Below are 18,500 nucleotides of genomic sequence, written 5' to 3'. Positions count from 1 at the left end.
CCCTCAACCCGCAAGGCCCTCCCGAACCTTGCGGGTTCTTCATTTGTTGCGTCCGTAAATCCCAATCCTGCATGGACTGTCAGTACCTACCGCTTGTTCAAACCGGCCAGTTTTCTCCGCTCTTTCTCGATTACCTCGCCAAAAAAGAAAGTCTTCGCCCGTTTTACAACCGCTTTCCAGACCCAGCCCAGTTCAGGGAGCAAATGGCTGAAAAAACGGTTGATGAATCCAAACGCCGGGTCCTGGTCGACGCGCTGACGCGCCAGTACGAAGGACTAGCCAGCAAGCCCGACCTGTCGATACTGCTTCAGCCCAATACCTTTACCGTTACAACCGGCCACCAGCTCAACATCTTTACCGGGCCGCTCTACATTATATACAAGCTGATTACGACCATTAATCTGGCCCGACAGCTGAAACAAGCCTACCCGGACTACAACTTCGTGCCGGTCTACTGGATGGCGACGGAGGACCACGATTTTGCCGAAATCAACCACTTCTCGCTGTTTGGCCGGACGCATACCTGGCAGACCGAACAACGCGGGGCCGTGGGTCGTATGGATCCGCGGGAACTGAAAACCCTGTTTGGCGAAATACCCGAGAAACTAACCCTCTTTGAAGAAGCGTATCTTGGGCAGGAGACCCTGGCCAATTCGGTGCGGTACTTCATCAACGAGCTGTTCGGCGCCGAGGGGCTCGTTTGTCTCGATGCCGACGATGCGGCTCTGAAACGCGTATTTGCGCCCATCATGCGCGACGATCTGCTTCAGCAAACGGCCGGTGGCCTCGTACACACCCGTACCGAGCAGCTGGAGCAGCTGGGCTACAAAACCGTTATCACCCCGCGCGACATCAACCTGTTTTATCTCGACGATCAGCTGCGCGAACGCATCGAACGGCTTCCTAACGGCGCTTACAAGGTGGTTCACACCAAAATTCGCTTTACGGAACCGGAACTGCTGGCCCTGCTGGACGAGCATCCCGAACGCTTCAGCCCGAACGTCGTGTTGCGCCCCCTGTATCAGGAAACGATCCTGCCGAACCTGGTCTATATTGGCGGCCCGTCGGAGGTGCCGTACTGGCTGCAGCTCAAAGGCGTATTCGATCATTACCAGACGCCTTTTCCGATGCTGATGCCGCGCAACTTTGCCACTTACGTACCTAAAGTAACGGCCAAGCGCATCCACAAACTGGGGCTGACACCGGAAGAGTTGTTTCAGGATACCCTCACCCTCAAGCATAACTACATCGATACCCATACGCGTCATGCGCTGAAGTTCGACAACGAAAACCGGACCATCAACAAGGCGCTGGACGCTATTCTGCATAAAGCGCAGATCGTTGATCCGACCCTCGAAAAAGCAGTGCTGGCCGAAACCAAGCGGTTTGCTAACGCAGTGGCTCGTCTGGAGAAAAAAATGCGCCGGGCCGAAGAGCGAAATCAGGACACGGGCATCCGGCAGCTGCTGGCGGTCAAGAACGAGCTGTTCCCGAACGGCGGGTTGCAGGAGCGGACCGAAAACTTCCTGACGTTCTATCTCAACGACCGGGCGTTTCTGAAAAAAATGCAGGCCAGTTTTGATCCGTTCAACTTTCAGATGCAGCTCTGTCTGGAGAGCTAAGTAATTTCGGTTTTCAACGGTCTACCGTGGAAAAGGCAGCCCTCAGAACCCACTTCCTGACCCTGCGCCGGGCGCTGTCGGCCGATGCGGTTCGCGATCGCAGTGCGGCCATTGCCGACCAGTTTTTCCAGACGTTTTTTGGTTCCTCTCCTTCTGTTTCCTGCGTACATGTGTTTCTGCCCATTGCGCGGCAGAACGAAGTAAACACCTGGCCCATCGTTCACCGTATCTGGCAGGATTTCCCATCGGTTCGGCTGGTCGTTTCTATTACCGAACCTGGTACCGGACTACTCACCCATACTCCACTAACCCCCGAAACACCCCTCATCCAGAATCGCTGGGGTATTCCTGAACCCGCTTCGGCCAGCGCCACGGTTTCTCCTACCGAGCTTGACCTGGTGCTGGTTCCGCTGCTGATTTTTGATCAGAGCGGACATCGGGTTGGTTACGGCGGTGGCTATTACGACCGGTTTCTGGCCGAATGTCGTTCTGACTGTGCGCGGGTTGGTCTGTCACTGTTTGAGCCGGTAACGACCATTGACGACATCACGGATACTGACATCAGCCTGACCGCCTGTTTATCTCCGCAGAGGCTATACACCTTCTAGATTATCCCAGATACACATCGGTATCTTTTTGTCTACTGTATCCACAAGCGTGCAGTACGGCATTACTATTGTATACTTTCTACGTCACAAGGTATAGTTACCATTCCATTAATTATCATGTTCATACCTTACACATCACGCATGAAACCAGTTACACGCCTATTTTTTGTCCTATTACTAATTCAGACTGTCAGCTTTGCCCAGGTTCGCCTGGGTATAACGGGGGGCGGGCAGCTTGTTAATCAGGCTTATACGTTTGACGGTCAACCCATGTCCGGCAAGGGCATACTGGGTTATCATGGAGGTTTCATGCTCGATGCTATTGTTACCGACAACCTTTCATTCCGGCCGCAGCTGCTCTATTCAGTAAAAGGAGCCAAGCTACCGGATCTAGGGATCGGACAGTTACTGGGCGATTTGGGGGGTCTTACCGGATTGGGAAGTCTGGATGCGTCGGTGAAGAGCACCATGACGTATATCGAGATGCCGCTTCAGCTGGTTTACAGCCTGGATGCCGGACCAGGCTGGATCAACCTGGGAGCAGGGCCATATGTAGCCTACGGCCTAAGCGGAAAAACTGTCAGCTCGCTGGCAGGGCAGAATGAAACAACGCCGATCGATTTTGGATCGGGTGAAGACCAGGCCAAACGGCTCGATTATGGTTTACGCGTGTCGGTGGGCTATGAGTTGCCGTCTGGCCTGGTACTGACCGGCTTTTATTCGCCCGGTCTGAGCAACATATCCAACACGGCCGATCAGAAAGTAAAAAACACGGCTTTCGGCCTATCGCTGGGTTTCCTGTTTGGCGGAGAGTAACGCCATGCCTGCGGTCCATAGTCCGGGCCCCGATCACGCTGCATCGTGATCGGGGCTTTTTGTTGACAGCCCGGCGCCGATTATCCCGCCCGCGGAATCAGTCTGTCTATTTTTTCTGAACAATACACCCTGTCCATCAACGAATTTACCGTACTTTTGCGGGCGAAAATGGCGCGCAGGTGCGGGCCTTCTGTATAAACCAATTCGTGCGGACACCAATCCGCATTCTATCAATGAAAATCGCAGTTGTTGGGGCTACCGGCCTTGTCGGTGGCGAAATCTTGAAAGTACTGGAAGAACGCAACTTCCCCGTGTCAGAACTTATTCCCGTTGCCTCCGAGCGTTCGGTTGGTAAACAGGTTGAGTTCAAGGGAAAAGCGTACACGGTTGTCAGCTTTGAGGATGCCATTGCCGCCAAACCTGCCATTGCAATTTTTTCGGCGGGCGGAAGCACCTCGCTGGCCCTGGCTCCTAAGTTTGCCGAAGCCGGTATTACGGTTGTCGACAACTCATCGGCCTGGCGGATGGACCCGACCAAGAAACTGGTCGTACCCGAAATCAATGCCAACACCCTGACTCCCGAAGACAAGATCATTGCCAACCCGAACTGCTCGACCATCCAGATGGTCGTAGCGCTGAAGCCGCTGCACGATCGGTATCGGGTTAAGCGGGTCGTTGTATCGACCTACCAGTCGGTAACCGGCACCGGTAAGGCGGCCGTTGACCAGCTGTTTGCCGAACGGGAAGGACGCGCGGATATCCCGAAAGTATACCCCCACCCCATCGACCTCAACGTACTGCCCCATATCGACGTTTTCCTCGACAACGGTTATACGAAAGAAGAGATGAAGATGGTGAACGAAACGAAAAAGATCATGGGCGACGACTCGATCCGGGTTACCGCGACCACGGTCCGGATTCCGACCATTGGCGGCCACTCGGAGGCCGTAAACGTGGAGTTCGACGAAGAGTTTGAGCTGAACGATGTGGTCGAACTGCTGCGGAATGCCGAGGGCGTTGTGGTGCAGGACGATCCGGCCAATAAAATCTACCCGATGCCGCTGACCGCCCACGGGCGCGACGAGGTGTTCGTAGGCCGTATCCGGCGCGACGAAACCCAGCCCCGCACGCTCAACTTCTGGTGCGTTGCGGATAACCTGCGCAAAGGAGCCGCTACCAACGCCGTTCAGATTGCCGAATACCTGATGAAGCACAACCTCGTAGAAACGACCGAAGCCAGTCTGGCCTAAGCCGGTCTACTACCTGTTTTGAAAGGCGCGGTCTACGGACGGCGCTTTTTTTGTTGGGCATCCTGCAGGCCCGACTCCCTGACCCTACTATGCCAAAGCCTGGTGGAGTAGAGTAGGCAACCCGGGGTTTGGTCTTGTTCAGGTGTCAACCTACCGTTTTTCGCCCTATGTTCCGACCGGCCATCGTACAAGTTGCCCCCATCCTTCTCATCGTTTCGGGTCTGCTACTCAGTTTATCCGCCGTTAGCCAGCCGACATCGCCCATCTGGTATAAACAACCCGCCCGCAACTGGAACGAAGCGTTACCCGTTGGTAATGGCCGACTGGGGGTGATGGTATTTGGGCGAGTAGCCGAAGAGCTGTTGCAACTCAACGAGTCGAGCTTATGGTCGGGCGGGCCGGTTAACCGCAAGCCGAATCCGGGTGCCGCGGCTTATCTGCCGCAGGTTCGGGAAGCGCTTTTCCGGGAAGACTATGCCGAAGCGGCCAGGCTGACAACCAAACTACAGGGCCTCTACACCGAAGCCTACCAACCCCTGGGCGACCTGCGGCTCAAACAAACCCTCACGGGCGAACCAACCGCCTATACGCGCGAACTGAACATCGACGATGCCACCGCCACGACCCGGTTTACGATCAATGGGGTTACCTATAGCCGCACTGTTTTTGTGTCGGCCCCCGACCAGCTGATTGTTATCCGGCTCCGGTCGTCGAAGAAAGGGGCCTTGAGCCTGACCGCTTCCGCCACCAGCCCGCATCCCGTTACCAAACAGATAATGGCCCGGAACGAGCTGGCCGTTCGGGGAAAAGCACCGGCCCATAGCGATCCGAACTACGTTCAGTACAACCCGACTCCGGTGATCTATGCCGACACGGCCGGCTGTCGGGGCATGCGTTTCGACTGGCGAATCAACGTCCAGTCGACCGATGGGCGAGTATCGACCGACACCAGCGGCCTGCGCATCGATAACGCCACCGAAGCGGTCCTGCTCGTTTCGGCGGCTACCAGTTTTAACGGGTTCGACAAATGTCCCGACCGCGACGGTCTTGACGAGAAAAAGCTGGCCGCGGCTTACCTGGCTAAGGCAACCGGCAAATCGGCCGATGCGCTGTACCGCGCCCACGTAGCCGACTACCAGCAACTAGCCAACCGGGTGCGGTTCTCGCTGCAGGCCGACGCAGCGACTCCGCCCCTCAACCTGCCGATGGACGAGCGTTTGCAGCGCTACGCAGGCGGAGCGGCCGACCCGCAGCTGGAGAGTCTGTATTTTCAGTTTGGGCGATACCTGCTCATATCGAGTTCGCGTCCGAAACGCCCCGGCAACCCGGCTGCGCGCGCCATTCCGGCCAACCTGCAGGGCATCTGGAACCCCATCGTACGCCCTCCCTGGAGCAGCAACTACACGACCAACATCAACACCGAGATGAACTACTGGCCAGCCGAGATGACCAATCTGTCGGAGCTGCATACGCCCCTCCTCGACTGGATTGGGTATATGGCCACAACCGGCCGCGAAACCACCCGTCATTTCTACAACGCGTCGGGCTGGACCGTTCATCACAACTCAGACATCTGGGCCACCTCGAACCCCGTTGGCGACCGGGGCAAAGGCAGTCCTTCCTGGGCAAACTGGGCCATGGGCGGAGCCTGGCTCAGCCAGCACCTCTGGGATCACTACGCCTTTACGGGCAACCGGGCCTACCTGCAGCAATACGCCTACCCGCTCATGAAAGAAGCCGCCCAATTTTGTCTCGACTGGCTCGTTACCGACAGTCAGGGGCGGCTGGTAACCGCACCCGCTACCACCCCCGAAAATATTTTCGTTACCGAAAAAGGCGAGAAAGGCTCGGTGTCGGTAGCCACAACCATGGACATGGCCCTGGTCTGGGATCTGTTCAGCAACGTTATCCAGGCCTCCGAGCAACTCAATGTCGATGCTGATTTCCGGCAGACGCTGCTGGCTAAAAAGGCAAAGCTGTTTCCCTTACAGATTGGCCGCAAAGGCAACCTGCAGGAGTGGTACAAGGACTGGGCCGACGAAGATCCGCAACACCGCCACGTGTCGCACCTCTACGCCCTGCACCCCGGCCGGGAGCTGTCTCCCCTGACAACACCCGCCCTCGCCGACGCGGCCCGTCAGACACTGGCCATTCGGGGCGACGGCGGCACGGGCTGGAGCAAATCCTGGAAAATCAACTTCTGGGCCCGGCTGCATGACGGTAACCATGCCTATAAACTACTGCGCGAGCTGTTACGCCTGACCGGCCTGGAGGGCACTGACTATGCCAACGGGGGAGGTACCTACCCGAACCTGCTCTGCGCCCACCCGCCTTTCCAGATCGACGGTAACTTCGGCGGCACGTCGGGTATTGGCGAGATGCTGCTCCAGAGCCACGACGGCCTGCTCAACCTGCTGCCCGCCCGGCCCGACGCCTGGGCATCGGGCGAGGTAAGCGGCCTCAAAGCACGGGGTGGTTACGAAGTCGCGATGCGCTGGCAAAACGGAAAACTGACCCGGGTAGCGATTCGCTCGTCGCTGGGCGGCCTCTGTCGGCTGCGGGTGCCTAATGCACTCACCGGCACGGCCAATGCCCAACTGCGCCCCGCTACGGGCAGCAACCCCAATCCGTTTTTCAAGCTTCCCCAGAATCAGTACCAGACCCGCTCGCCGGAGCAGGCAACCAACGGGGTCAGCGTATATGATCTGGCTACCGAAGCCGGCAAAGAGTACATACTGGTCGGGAAACCGTAGCCTGTCAACCAGCTGTCCGGGCTTGTTTTTCTCCGCGCAATCTGTTACTATACAGACTGTAACACTAAAACTAACCGCTGATCGGCTGTGGAATGGTTTGTACTGGTTCAGCAAACGCTGGCGAGCCTGTTCGTTATCCTGATGAGCCTGTTTCTGCTCTTCTGGTGTTTGCCGGAAGGGTATTTCTTTCGGGATCTGCTGCACACAAAGCTGGGCCGGTATATCTGCTGGGCCGGGCTCGACAATTACTGGTCGTTGTTTGCGCCCCGCCCCATCTCCAAAAACTTCCTGATCGGGTTCGAGATCGAACTGGCCAACGGTACCGTTGTGGCCTGGAAACTCCCCCCCTACACCCTCAAAGACGACTATCAGCTGACGGATCATTTCCGGTTCATCAAGATGCATAACCAGTTGCTGTCGCAGAAAGACCCGATTCCCAAAGAGGCCATTTGCCGGTACGTTCTTCGCCAGTACCGACCGCAGCAGGATGCCGCCAATCCAGCCATCCGCGTACATCTACTCCAGTACTACGAGCCCCCGGTCAACGGCACGTTTCAGCTGATTCCCTGGATGAGTCAGGTAGTTTATACGCACGACGTAATCGAACAGCTTCGCACACCGGCCGTATGACACTCCTTTTCATCACTTTTGGCGAGCTGGCCGAGGGCTGGAATCAGCTGCTGTTCAGCGAGCAGTCCAGCCTGACGCTGTGCGTATTTAGGGTGCTGACGGGTATGCTGGTACTTACTGAAACCCGGAACTGGCTCAGCGTCTATAAACTCCTGTTAAGTCCCGACGGCTGGTTTGGCTACGACGAGTACATCACCCTTCAGCAGCCATCCCGTTTTTCGCTCCTCAACTACATGCCGCCCACCACCCGGTCGGTAGAGGTTGTTCTGGGCGTTCAGGCCATAGCCGGGTTTTGCCTGACCGTCGGCATCCTGCCCCAGCTGGCCGCGCTGATCTGTTTTGTGACGCTCGTTTCTATCCACAACCGAAATATGTACGTGCTTAGCTCGGGGGATGCGCTGTACCGCTTTTTCTGCCTGTTCCTGATCTTCGCACCGACCCAGACTCAGCTCTCGGTGATGGACTATCCGAACCTGCTCCGGCCCGAAGCCAAAGCCCCAGCCTGGCCCCTGCTGATGATTCAGCTTTTTATGGCGAACATCTACCTGAAAAACGTCTTTTTCAAACTACAGGGCAATAGCTGGCTTAACGGAACCGCCACCCAGCTAGTCTTACACGTCAGAATCTGGAATCGGTTCGTTGTTCCGACGATTCTGGACCGGGCCTGGTTTTATAAGGCAACCACCTACGGCACGCTCGTCGTCGAAACCACTCTTTTCACCCTGATCTGGATCGATGAGTGTCGGCTGGCGGTGGTGGCGCTGGGCGTCCTGTTTCACCTGGGACTGTGGGTGTTCCTGCGCATCGGTTTTTTTCAGATGGCCATGATCGTCGGCCTGGGGGCTTTTGTGAGCCCGCACGAGTACGGCTATTTATTCGGCCAGATTCAGCGATGGCTGGCGTAGCTGATCAGCCCCCCTGCATCGGGTGGTCGTACGTATCGGTTTTGGTCTGGAGCGTTTGGATAGCTTTCCGGGCAATGTCGGTAAACTCGGCGTAGGTATACAGCTTATCCTGCTCTAAGCCGTAAAAACAGGGAGGTAACGGTACGAAAAAATCAGCTTCGCGGCTATCGGCCCGCAACCAGACGGCACAAATTTTGAGCGAGAAGAGCCGCAGGAACGAGTACTCATAATCGCTGGTCCGGAGTTCTTTCTTCTTTTTCAGAACGGGATATAGCTCTTTCAACGCATCGACCATGTGGCCGGAATGGACCTCGTGAACATGATATTGCCCCCTTTTGCCAACTTTGGTCTCTACAGCCACGGTACCATGCTGATCCGTATGCAGGTGTCGCCAAGAAACAACATCCGCCTGGCTAAACCCAACTTCGGAAAGGATATCGCTCAGCTGCGCGTGGTAGACTTTATGCGGCAAGGCCTTCTCGTAGGTAAAGGTTCTTTTGAGCTGTACCGACTTCGGCTTTCGCTGGGTGAGCCAGCCCGTATACTTGACAACTGATTTTTCGGGGGCGAGTATCTGTCGGATCGGCATGGCTTAAGGCGTTGATGTTGGGGTCGAAAAGAACGTATATTCTACCAGACTATCTTTAACAGCGTGGCCCAGCACCGTGCCGCCATGGCATTTATAATTAGTCACAAACTCTTTGTAAGGCATTTCTGATTTACCGAAAAAAGAGTCATATATAGTTACGTTTTCTTCCGAATCGGTCCACTCGTAGCCCGCGATGGCTACGAAATGGGAAAATTCATTCCTGTTATTGATGGTCCCATCGATATCCATCCGGAGCAGGAACGCAATGATTCTGCCGGCATCCAGCTCGCCGACGAGTTTTTTGTAAGGAATAAATCCTTTTTCATAGCCCCGCGCAATGCCGGCCGTTACGAACGACCCTATGTTTTCATCATTCTGAAGATACCAGACTATATCGCAGGGTGAGTCTTCGGGATTAGTACAGCAATCGCCCGTGTTGGGTCCAATTGACTGACTGGCCAGTTTGCACTGGGTCCATTTACTGTCGGGATCATAAAAAAGCGCGCAGCTTGTACCCACAGCAGCCCAGCACATAGCATGTCCCAGTTGATGCTGCATGGTAAAATTAAGTGATACTTTTTTCTCTTTTTTCGCAGGCATAATACAGATAAGTTAACGATATAAAGAGAGTTAGCTAATTATACACTTAAATGTAAATAATCAATAAACACGTATTCCCTGTCTGTACCTTATAGTATCAGCAGGGAATACGTATTTGGTTTACCAGGTGCCTCCGCCCATGTGGTCGTCGGACTCATTATATTTCAGTTTTTCCATCTTTTCGTATGGAAAAATACTTTTACCATCCTTCATACGCATCTTGGCAAATTTCCGTAATGAACTAATCGTTTCCGGCTTAAATTCCTGATCCGTTTTACTATTCATAAAATCAGTAATCTGAGCTTTGGTTAGCTGCTGCGCATCGGGGGTTAGGTGTTTAACATACTTGGCATCGCCTATGCGTGTCAGGGCGTCTTTCAGGGTTTCAGAATCTTTCATGGTTTATGGCAAATTAGGTTAGTGAACTATTGACTATAAAAAACAATTAATCGCTTTCAATAAATACAGATGTATGCAGTTAGCCTGCATCACCCGTCGATCTAATCCGCCCAAACACATCAGCAACCATTGCGCAGGCGAATACCTGTCAGGAACCGTCGATTGCCCTATAAATGAAGCGTATAAAAGTAAGAAGCCGGTAGTAAAATCAAAGGGAGTAGCCAGAAAAAAGGAAATATTTGTGTGAGCGGTTGAGTAAGTTGCCCATTCGTTTCGTAAGCGGCTGAAATCAGCATCCAGCATCGATATTAACCCGGCTTAACCGATGGCTTCTTTCAACTATTTGCCAGTATACATTGCTTTGAATACGCCTTTTGATGATATTGACCTGCCTGCCTCAACCAGCACCCAACCCCTCTTTTACCAGTAACCCTATCCGTAACCGCTACCGTGTGTTCGCGACTACAGCCCTGTGTGTACCGCCCTATCGCCAGAAACGGCAAAAAAATGATGGGTATCGGTCCCCAAAAAATAGGAAAGAATGTTGATATTTTCCGAAGACTCACCCTGATATGCCAGACCGGTGGTATAAATTGTAACCCTATGAGATACCTCTATTTATTCTATTGCTGTCTGTTTTTTTCAACGGCTTTGGTGGCGCAACCGATTCTGTTACAGCAGGATCAACCAATCACGATCTCTTCCGGTTTTTCTTACCTGAATGATACTACCGGTAAACTAACCATTGCTGATGTCTTAAACCCTACGTTTACCCGCCAGTTCATACCGGCAGATAATACACCCTGGAACAAAAATATTCAGGTTTACTGGCTGAAATTTTCTGTAAAAAATAATACATCGTTCGATAAAGAGTGGATATTCGATTTCGAAAACTGGTCTTTTGTTAGTTTTTTTTACGGAGCAGAAAATAAGCTACTACGCAAAGAGACGGGCTATTTGTACCCATACCGAAAACGGGATTATCCGCACGCGAATAAAGTATACATAAAACTACCGCTCAAAGCCGGACAAACGCAGGAATGTATTGTTCGATTAGTATCCAAATTCAATATAGAAAAAGTACCGCTTACGCTTAATTTCATTGCAGCCCCCCGCGCTAAAATCGACGACGCAAATGCCTTTTCAGGACAGATTATTTTCATGTTCCTCGGCGTATTTATTGTCATGTTTATTTACAACGCCTTTATTTATATTTCGACTCGTTTAAAGAGCTACGCGTACTATCTATTAGTATTATTTTTCGCTTTCTTTTTCACGGCGGGCAATTCAGGATATCTTATTTCTATTTTTGGATTCATCGATGATTTTTCGATCTGGTTTTCAGATTTTGAATCGATAGCGTCCAATTTGCTGGCAATTGTCTATGTCTTGTTTGTCCAGAGTTTTCTTAATGTAAAGCAGCGGTATCCTTTCTGGAATAACATCCTGAACGGCCTGATCGGGTTATATATTCTTTCGGGTCTGCTGATCTTTATCTACTTCGAACTGGGGTTTGCGATGACCCAGCTACTGGGCCTGGCCTCGTTTCCGCTTATCATCTATCTGGGTATACGTAGTATTCGCGACCGGTATCCATCGGCTCTTTTCTTCTCCATTGGTTTCTCGTTCCTGTTCACCGGTATACTGTGCGTCATTCTGATGTTGCTGGGCGTGCTGCCCAAAAATGACTTTACGTTCAAGTACGCCTTACCCACCGGCTCGGCGCTGGAGGTCATTATGCTGGCTTTTGCGCTGGCCAATATGATTAATGTGCTCCGGCGCGAAAATGAAGAAAAACAGGCCCGCATCATTCACCAGTTCGAGGAGAATCAACAGCTTCAGATTACCCTGAATCGGGAACTGGAACAAAAAGTAGAGGAGAGAACCCAGGAGCTAAACCAATCACTCAACCAACTACGCTCTACGCAGGATCAGCTCATTATGCGCGAGAAAATGGCATCATTGGGTGAACTGACCGCCGGGGTGGCACATGAGATTCAGAACCCCCTGAACTTCGTCAATAACTTCTCCGAAATTAACACTGAACTGGTCGAAGAAATACAGCAGGAACTGAGCAAAGGCGATCTGACAGAAGCCAGTTTTATTCTGGAGGATTTAAAACAGAATATGAAACGCATCACGGCTCATGGCGGCCGGGCCAATGCGATTGTAAAAGGAATGCTGGAGCACAGCCGCATGGGAACCGCCGAAAAGCGGATGACCAATATTAATAACCTCGCCGAAGAATACTTAATGATTGTTTTCCAGGGACTTCGAAGCAAAGATGTATTATTCAGCGCCGAACTTCGTAGAGATTTCGACCCGACCATACAGCCTACCGAACTGGCCCCGCAGGAAATTGGTCAGGTATTGCTGAACATCTATGGCAATGCTTTTTATGCCATAAAAGAAAAAGCCCGGCAAGCGCAAACAGGGTATCAACCCCAGCTTTCGGTCCGAACATTTCTGGAAAAAAACAGGCTGGTACTTCAGATCAGAGACAATGGTATTGGTATTCCGGCTGATATGCTGAATAAAATATACCAGCCTTTTTTCACCACAAAACCAACGGGGCAAGGAACGGGACTCGGGCTGTATCTGGCTTATGACATTATTACCAAAGGCCATGCCGGTGAGCTGCGCGTACAAACCGAACAGGGCTTGTATACAGAGTTTACGATTATTCTGCCCTACGCACCCGCTGCCTGACCGACGAGTTCCCTGCTAGTCAGGCCGTCTGACCGAGCGATCGAAGTAAAGGTAGCCTTTCGCCAGCAGGGGTTTGCCCGGCTGATAGGTCAGCTTTACGTACTGCGCCATTCGTCTGATAACGGTCGGCTTCGGATCATGCCGCGGGGCGTCCGCTTCCGGGTCATACCACGACCAAAGGCCTGGGCTTGACTGGACCTCAAACTGACCGTTCCAGCCGAGCAGCGCATCCCGTTTCTGAGTTGAGCACAGCTTGTCAGCCACCAGCTGCCGCGTGAAGTCAGCCAGCTTCTCCTGCGCCTGATCTTCAGCAAACCAGCACTCTATACCGATTCTGGGCTGAAGCTCAGGTCTGATATCAATGGAAAGACCAAAGAAATCGCTACGGTCTGCGTACGGACTCATCACCCGGCTAAACTCAGCCAGGTTCCCGGGCCAGTGGTGATCGATGAGGAGTTGTAGCAGGTCCGAAAACGATTGCATCATCAGATACACCCGCAGTGCCTGTTTGTCGCGGCTGGTTGGCGCGCCGATGGAACAGATCTGTACAGCAGGCGCAATCGACTCGAAAAACGGCCGAAACCGCTCCCGAGGGTACTGATCGTTTAGGAGCGTAACGGTCTGAAGAACCAGTTCGGGTCGTACCAGCGCATCGTCGCTCAGTCGGTTTCTTCTGAAATGTATGTACAGCCACGGGGCAGGCGCTCTGCGCAACGGATCAGTAATATCATAGACCAGCCAGATTACTTTAATATGCGGATGGAGAATAAACCGGCTATCGCCCCAAAGACCACAAATAGATCGTATCTTATCCAGAACAGCCTGATGCCCGGCATCGTCGGCGTCCGAAGTTGCGGCCAGCCAGTCTATGACCACCTGGTGCTCGTTTACCTTACCCGTAATGGCCAGGTTCAGGTCGACCCGCATCTGATCCTGACCAAGCCAGCACTCGAAGCAACCGAACGATAAAGCCGGTAGCCGTCGGCCAATCTGTCGGATGCGGCTCAGGTAGTCGTCCGAAATCAGGTCTGTCGACAGCCAGGGGGTCAGTACGTCGATGTAGTCGGCTAAGTCTGCTTGCATGGCAGGTCGTGGATAAGGCCGGAAGCTGGCCGCAACAGGGCTTTGGCAGGCCAGTGGCGGCAGCCGATAAATATAACCGTAATGCTTGTAATCTTTTGAGTCGATATGAGTCAGTTTGATTTTCCGCGCGTCAACTTCTCGGGCCAGGCTTTCATTAACCCCGGCACGGCCAATAACAACATACTGCTGCCGCTGGTAACCTACGATCCCATTCAGATCAGGGCCTTTCTCCCCCCTCGTATCTACCTGTCTACCGATCTGCTCGCGCTCCATAAACTGGGCGGTTTGCCTGTTCCGCCGGGTCAGGTCATCCGGGAAGACGGCAATCAGCGGTATATCGACCTGGAGCCGATCAACACCCGCCAGACATTCACCGACTGGGCCACAACGCCCCTGGGCAGCTCCCCGCTCGACACCGCTTACCACGCGCTATACGAGCTGGTTACGATTAAACGGACGGGCAAACCCCTCCGCGGCCATTTGCCAGCTGGCTGGAATTATTACGGCGGCATGGAGTTCGGCTTCCGCGACGTACGGATAAGAAGCGTAGCAACAACCGATGAGCAGTTGTTTACACCCGAGTCGGCCACCTGTCCGTCCACCATCGCCCGGCTACTGGATGCGGTTATCAGCTTCGATAACGACGCCGGCCAGACTACGGCCGTCATGATCGACGTATTGCCCAGCCTGGCCATGTTCAGCCAGGTCTTCTGCGACTCGATCCGGGTTCGGCAGCCGGACAGCGTGTTGTTGTCAGGCAGACCTTACAAAGGCTCCCTGCGGCATTTGAATCTGCACAGAATCGTCAATCAGGCGGGGGTCTTCAGCAGCTCGGGTACCTTTTTCATGGCCCTGCCCCTAAAGGAACTAGATGGTGGGCCGGCGTCACCACTCATGCGTCTGTTTCAGGAATACAATCACCGGCAGGAGCCGCTGGCGGGGGTGCTGATCCGTTATAATCTGTTCGAGGTTCAGGAAAACCAACACCCCGATTATTCGGCGCTGGGTACCAAAGCCAATCCGGCCACGGCCACTGTTTCGGGGAGCCTCACGCCCTGGTACGAAGGCGAGCTGAAGTCGATGACGATGGGCCGGATACTAGTACCCGACAAGCCTTATTTGTCCGATAAAACCCTTTCATCCGTAGTCTGCCGGGTCGATCATGCCAAAGGCCGGGTACGCCTGGACTTGCTGGGCAGCATTCCCGAAACGCAACTCAGTCAACAGCCGCTCCGGTACGAAACTTACCCGCTGGGTGCCCTCTCGCTGGACCTTATCCGACCTGGCCGGGCCGACGTAACCCTCGGTACCTTTCAGATAGACACTCACCACCTGAGCCGGGAACGACTGCTGCAAACGGGTGGGGTTCTTGATATCGTCATAGATCCGTCGCTGGCGCTGACCGAAGCAGACGTTGACAAGGGCTTACTAGCCATACGTGCCCGATCAGCCCGGCCCGATCCGGACGACCCGCCGACCTACCTGCTCGAAAACGAGTACATGGCTATTGCCGACGAGTCGGGTCTGTATACCGATCAGGGGCAGGATGCCAGCCGGGGGTACAGAAGCTACGGCCCCGGGCAGGAGCCCTGCCGGGTCAGTGTTTACCGACGCGGCCAGCCCCTGACCGAACCCGTGCCCATGACCATCATGGCGCTTACCATCACTCAATCCGGTTCGTCGGCGGCCGTTAGTCAGTTTCTGAAAACCAGCCATTTTCAGAATGGCCAGGCGCTCGTCTTCCCTACCGATCAGGCGGCTAACTGTATGTATGTGTTCTATCCGGGGGCATCGGCTACGGTTTCCGACAACCTCTTGGCCGACCTGATCAGAACGGGTTTCTTCGTTAGCCTGCGGATATTGCCCGCGCCCGATTACGGCCCCTACCTCAACCCTGCCCATCCGGACTATCCCCAACCCATCCCGTTCGATTTTCTGTATCAGGAACTCCTGATGGCCTATGATCTGGTGTTTCCCAAGGCGTCGCTGATTACTCCGTTCACAGAAGCGTATTTCAGCCGGGGATGGCCGTTCATCTGGCAACGGATGGACCCCGCCAACTGGTCGTCGGCCACCTACATGCCGTCGAGCCGGGACATGCCGATGGCCAAATGGCAGCTATTCTGCCAGTGGGTATCCCAGCTACAGAGCCAGTCTCTGCCCCCCGGCCAAGCGTAGTATGTTCAGGAAACAATGCCAAACGATACTCTGAGCTGCAACGACCACTAAAGTAAACCACTACTAATCAAACCATTATGTTCTTTTTTTATCATCCGAAGGAGGGATCTTCGGGTGAGGCTGACATCACGTCCGGCTTGGAAAGATCCCTCCTTCATTGAGATGACAGAAAGGACCGTTTTCAATCCTCGATTGACTGAATAAACTGCGTTGAGATGCATAAAAACCCCATCAAGGCCTTAGTATTTGATTTGGACGGCACTCTGGCCAATACGCTTCCCTTGTGTATTCAGGCCTTCCGCCGAGCCGTTGAGCCGCTGGCTAATCGGGTACTCACCGATCAGGAAATTATAGCCACGTTCGGTCCTTCTGAAGAGGGAACCATTCAGGCGTTGGTACCAACGCACTACCAGGAAGGAGTCGCCAGTTATATCACGCAGTACGAGCAACTGCACGCACTGTGCCCAACACCGTTTGCGGGAATACCAGAACTGCTTCAGCATCTCAGAAACGAAGGAATTCGGTTAGGTCTGGTCACTGGCAAAGGCCCTCAAAGCACAGCTATTTCGTTGCGTTACTTCAAGCTCAGCCATTATTTCGACTTTATCGAAACGGGTTGGATTCACGGCCCCCGAAAAGTGGATGGTATCCGGTCGATCCTGTCTCAATGGCCTGATATAAACACCGGGCAGGTCTGGTACGTAGGCGACGCCCCCAGCGACATTCTCGCGTCAAGACAGGCTGGCATCTCCGTTGTTAGCGCGGCCTGGGCCGAAACCACCAACGTTGAGGAGTTAAGGGCTTTACAACCGGACCAACTCTTTATTTCCACTGACGCGTTTGATCAATGGGTACGTAGCGCTGTTCGGTAAATGAATAGGGCCTGATCGTAGTTCGACTAAAGTGCTGTTTAACTTTTTTAAAAGAAGGTTGCTCATCCATCGAAGTAGCCCCTTTCTACCTTTAGACGAGCACTGTAATTCCTCTTTATAGAACGCTTCTGCAAACAGTGCCATTTCTGGTATGGTTCTCTATTTGTATGCTGGGCACTACATTCTGTTTTGAACGACCAGAATTGTGTCACTTAAAGTTGTAGTTAACTTGTGAACGAAACCAGTTTATTTGATAAGTAATTTTACTTATTTACCTTTCTTTCAAAGAAATAGATTTGAATATAAGCTTACCTTCCTACTAATAAGCCTTATGAAACCAGCAATATATAGCTGGCTGGTGTTGCTCTTTGTGGGGCATATCAGCTGTAAACAGGCCTCTTCTGACAATTTAGTGCCGATTATCAAAGCGCCTGCTGTAATTAACTGGCAAAATGTGGACTCCCTGTTTGGCTCATCAGATCGAACAGCGCTAGGCGTATACGCTGATAGTGCGGGACTTATTTTGATGAAGCAGAACGGATTCACATTGCTTCGAAAAAATAACCCACAACCTACTCACTACATTTATTCACTTTTCAATGACTATTGGAGCAGTATTCGGCCTACCTTCTACCAAGGTGTCGCTTATGCGATTACTTCAGAGAATACCATTCAGGCATTTCCCTACCGACAACCCAATCAGCCACCATTTACGATTAGATTGGCCGACTTTAACCTTCCCGTAACCCCAAATGGTCGCGTAGCTTTTTCACGGCGGTCCTCCATTACCATTAACTCGTCTGGTTTACTCGTAGTGGAACTCGACGCAGTGACAGCACCTAGATATCTATACTGCCTGCAATTAGACGATAACGGAAGAGCTGTTCGTAACTCGCCAGATGGTAAAATTGGCCACCCGATTGTGTTAAGTGACTCAACATTTGTACCCATGTTCTGGGGCCTATATGCGTTTGAGGATCTGCTTTTTGTCGAAGCAGCTCGAAACTATGTGGGAGACAATCTAATTGCCAGTACACTCATGGGCGAGTTGCAACGAATTGGTCCAACTGGCCAACTGAAAACAGTCTTGCCAAGAGTAGGTGTACAAAACGTGTTTCTGTTCAACAATGCGCTCTATGCGGTCGGTGGCCCTCTGAACAGTCCGTTAAGACTATATAAATCAACCGACAAAGGTCAAAGCTGGTCAAGTCTGTATGAGTTAACGAATGCTAATTTGTATGGAGCTACCTTCTCGTCTTTTCATCAGATCGACAATCGATTGGTTACAGTTTATCTCCATCAGAGATTACAAGAATATGACGTTGAGTCAAATCAAGTCAAAACACTCCGGCTGACCGGGGTTCCTGAATTCAGAGGTACAATTACGGGGCTGGCTCAATATGAGGGCAAGGTGTATCTTACGACATCGAATGGTGGAATCTACGTAAAACCGCTGAAGGACTTCTGGCAGTATGCAGCGGATTAA

Annotated in this window: 15 protein-coding genes; 11 read left to right on the top strand and 4 right to left on the bottom strand. The window is 52.8% G+C overall.

From position 1 onward, the window contains the following. The first annotated feature begins 71 nt into the window (after positions 1-71). The 7 genes from bshC (at position 72) to EQG79_RS23800 (ending at position 8,584) form a co-directional block, all read left to right on the top strand. Positions 72-1,622: a bacillithiol biosynthesis cysteine-adding enzyme BshC gene (gene bshC / locus EQG79_RS23830; protein WP_129604833.1), complete on the top strand. Its 1,551-nt coding sequence runs from the start codon at positions 72-74 to the stop codon at positions 1,620-1,622. A 26-nt stretch (positions 1,623-1,648) separates the two neighbouring features. Then, complete coding sequence (locus tag EQG79_RS23825) at positions 1,649-2,230, top strand: 5-formyltetrahydrofolate cyclo-ligase (protein ID WP_129604830.1); 582 nt, start codon at positions 1,649-1,651, stop codon at positions 2,228-2,230. 141 nt (positions 2,231-2,371) lie between these two features. Beyond that, the gene (locus tag EQG79_RS23820) at positions 2,372-3,046 is read left to right on the top strand and encodes a porin family protein (protein WP_165358948.1); all 675 of its coding nucleotides are present in this window, start codon (positions 2,372-2,374) and stop codon (positions 3,044-3,046) included. Between the two features lie 233 nt (positions 3,047-3,279). Continuing rightward, positions 3,280-4,296 (top strand): aspartate-semialdehyde dehydrogenase, encoded by a 1,017-nt coding sequence (locus tag EQG79_RS23815; RefSeq protein ID WP_077922134.1) that lies wholly within the window; start codon positions 3,280-3,282, stop codon positions 4,294-4,296. 167 nt (positions 4,297-4,463) lie between these two features. Then, a complete protein-coding gene (locus EQG79_RS23810; RefSeq protein ID WP_129604826.1) occupies positions 4,464-7,049 on the top strand; it encodes a glycoside hydrolase family 95 protein in 2,586 nt (861 codons plus the stop codon). A gap of 87 nt (positions 7,050-7,136) precedes the next feature. Further along, positions 7,137-7,679 carry a hypothetical protein gene (locus tag EQG79_RS23805; protein ID WP_129604823.1) on the top strand — a complete coding sequence of 181 codons (543 nt, stop codon included), beginning with the start codon at positions 7,137-7,139 and terminating at the stop codon, positions 7,677-7,679. Next, positions 7,676-8,584 (top strand): HTTM domain-containing protein, encoded by a 909-nt coding sequence (locus EQG79_RS23800; protein ID WP_129604821.1) that lies wholly within the window; start codon positions 7,676-7,678, stop codon positions 8,582-8,584. Before EQG79_RS23805 ends, EQG79_RS23800 begins: the two co-directional genes overlap by 4 nt. Positions 8,585-8,588: 4 nt before the next feature. Here EQG79_RS23800 and EQG79_RS23795 read toward each other — a convergent pair whose 3' ends face one another. The 3 genes from EQG79_RS23795 to EQG79_RS23785 form a co-directional block, all read right to left on the bottom strand. Further along, a complete protein-coding gene (locus EQG79_RS23795; protein WP_129604818.1) occupies positions 8,589-9,173 on the bottom strand; it encodes a hypothetical protein in 585 nt (194 codons plus the stop codon). 3 nt (positions 9,174-9,176) lie between these two features. After that, complete coding sequence (locus EQG79_RS23790; RefSeq protein WP_165358947.1) at positions 9,177-9,731, bottom strand: hypothetical protein; 555 nt, start codon at positions 9,729-9,731, stop codon at positions 9,177-9,179. 162 nt (positions 9,732-9,893) lie between these two features. Then, positions 9,894-10,172, bottom strand: a complete 279-nt coding sequence (locus EQG79_RS23785; protein ID WP_129604816.1) for a polysaccharide deacetylase family protein — start codon at positions 10,170-10,172, stop codon at positions 9,894-9,896. A 507-nt stretch (positions 10,173-10,679) separates the two neighbouring features. On the opposite strand from EQG79_RS23785, the gene EQG79_RS23780 reads away from it, so the two are divergent. Further along, positions 10,680-12,881, top strand: a complete 2,202-nt coding sequence (locus EQG79_RS23780) for a sensor histidine kinase (RefSeq protein WP_317126264.1) — start codon at positions 10,680-10,682, stop codon at positions 12,879-12,881. 15 nt (positions 12,882-12,896) lie between these two features. Here EQG79_RS23780 and EQG79_RS23775 read toward each other — a convergent pair whose 3' ends face one another. Further along, positions 12,897-13,964, bottom strand: a complete 1,068-nt coding sequence (locus EQG79_RS23775) for a hypothetical protein (protein WP_129604811.1) — start codon at positions 13,962-13,964, stop codon at positions 12,897-12,899. 105 nt (positions 13,965-14,069) lie between these two features. On the opposite strand from EQG79_RS23775, the gene EQG79_RS23770 reads away from it, so the two are divergent. The 3 genes from EQG79_RS23770 to EQG79_RS23760 all read left to right on the top strand — a co-directional run bounded on the left by EQG79_RS23770 (position 14,070) and on the right by EQG79_RS23760 (position 18,500). Next, complete coding sequence (locus tag EQG79_RS23770) at positions 14,070-16,142, top strand: hypothetical protein (RefSeq protein WP_129604809.1); 2,073 nt, start codon at positions 14,070-14,072, stop codon at positions 16,140-16,142. A gap of 215 nt (positions 16,143-16,357) precedes the next feature. Beyond that, positions 16,358-17,014 carry an HAD family hydrolase gene (locus EQG79_RS23765; RefSeq protein ID WP_129604806.1) on the top strand — a complete coding sequence of 219 codons (657 nt, stop codon included), beginning with the start codon at positions 16,358-16,360 and terminating at the stop codon, positions 17,012-17,014. Positions 17,015-17,345: 331 nt separating this feature from the next. Next, positions 17,346-18,500 carry a hypothetical protein gene (locus EQG79_RS23760; RefSeq protein WP_129604804.1) on the top strand — a complete coding sequence of 385 codons (1,155 nt, stop codon included), beginning with the start codon at positions 17,346-17,348 and terminating at the stop codon, positions 18,498-18,500.

Origin of the sequence: Spirosoma sordidisoli (genome assembly GCF_004138325.1) — a bacterium.
Lineage (GTDB): Bacteria > Bacteroidota > Bacteroidia > Cytophagales > Spirosomataceae > Spirosoma > Spirosoma sordidisoli.
This window is presented reverse-complemented; position numbering and strand designations above follow the sequence as displayed.

Excerpts from the sequence above, each read along its gene's own strand:
- EQG79_RS23790 (WP_165358947.1), bottom strand. The coding sequence starts at position 9,731 with ATGCAGCATCAACTGGGACATGCTATGTGCTGGGCTGCTGTGGGTACA.
- EQG79_RS23760 (WP_129604804.1), top strand. The coding sequence starts at position 17,346 with ATGAAACCAGCAATATATAGCTGGCTGGTGTTGCTCTTTGTGGGGCAT.
- EQG79_RS23820 (WP_165358948.1), top strand. The coding sequence starts at position 2,372 with ATGAAACCAGTTACACGCCTATTTTTTGTCCTATTACTAATTCAGACT.
- EQG79_RS23775 (WP_129604811.1), bottom strand. The coding sequence starts at position 13,964 with ATGCAAGCAGACTTAGCCGACTACATCGACGTACTGACCCCCTGGCTG.
- EQG79_RS23800 (WP_129604821.1), top strand. The coding sequence starts at position 7,676 with ATGACACTCCTTTTCATCACTTTTGGCGAGCTGGCCGAGGGCTGGAAT.
- EQG79_RS23780 (WP_317126264.1), top strand. The coding sequence starts at position 10,680 with ATGATGGGTATCGGTCCCCAAAAAATAGGAAAGAATGTTGATATTTTC.
- EQG79_RS23815 (WP_077922134.1), top strand. The coding sequence starts at position 3,280 with ATGAAAATCGCAGTTGTTGGGGCTACCGGCCTTGTCGGTGGCGAAATC.
- EQG79_RS23795 (WP_129604818.1), bottom strand. The coding sequence starts at position 9,173 with ATGCCGATCCGACAGATACTCGCCCCCGAAAAATCAGTTGTCAAGTAT.
- EQG79_RS23765 (WP_129604806.1), top strand. The coding sequence starts at position 16,358 with ATGCATAAAAACCCCATCAAGGCCTTAGTATTTGATTTGGACGGCACT.
- EQG79_RS23810 (WP_129604826.1), top strand. The coding sequence starts at position 4,464 with ATGTTCCGACCGGCCATCGTACAAGTTGCCCCCATCCTTCTCATCGTT.
- EQG79_RS23785 (WP_129604816.1), bottom strand. The coding sequence starts at position 10,172 with ATGAAAGATTCTGAAACCCTGAAAGACGCCCTGACACGCATAGGCGAT.
- EQG79_RS23770 (WP_129604809.1), top strand. The coding sequence starts at position 14,070 with ATGAGTCAGTTTGATTTTCCGCGCGTCAACTTCTCGGGCCAGGCTTTC.
- bshC (WP_129604833.1), top strand. The coding sequence starts at position 72 with ATGGACTGTCAGTACCTACCGCTTGTTCAAACCGGCCAGTTTTCTCCG.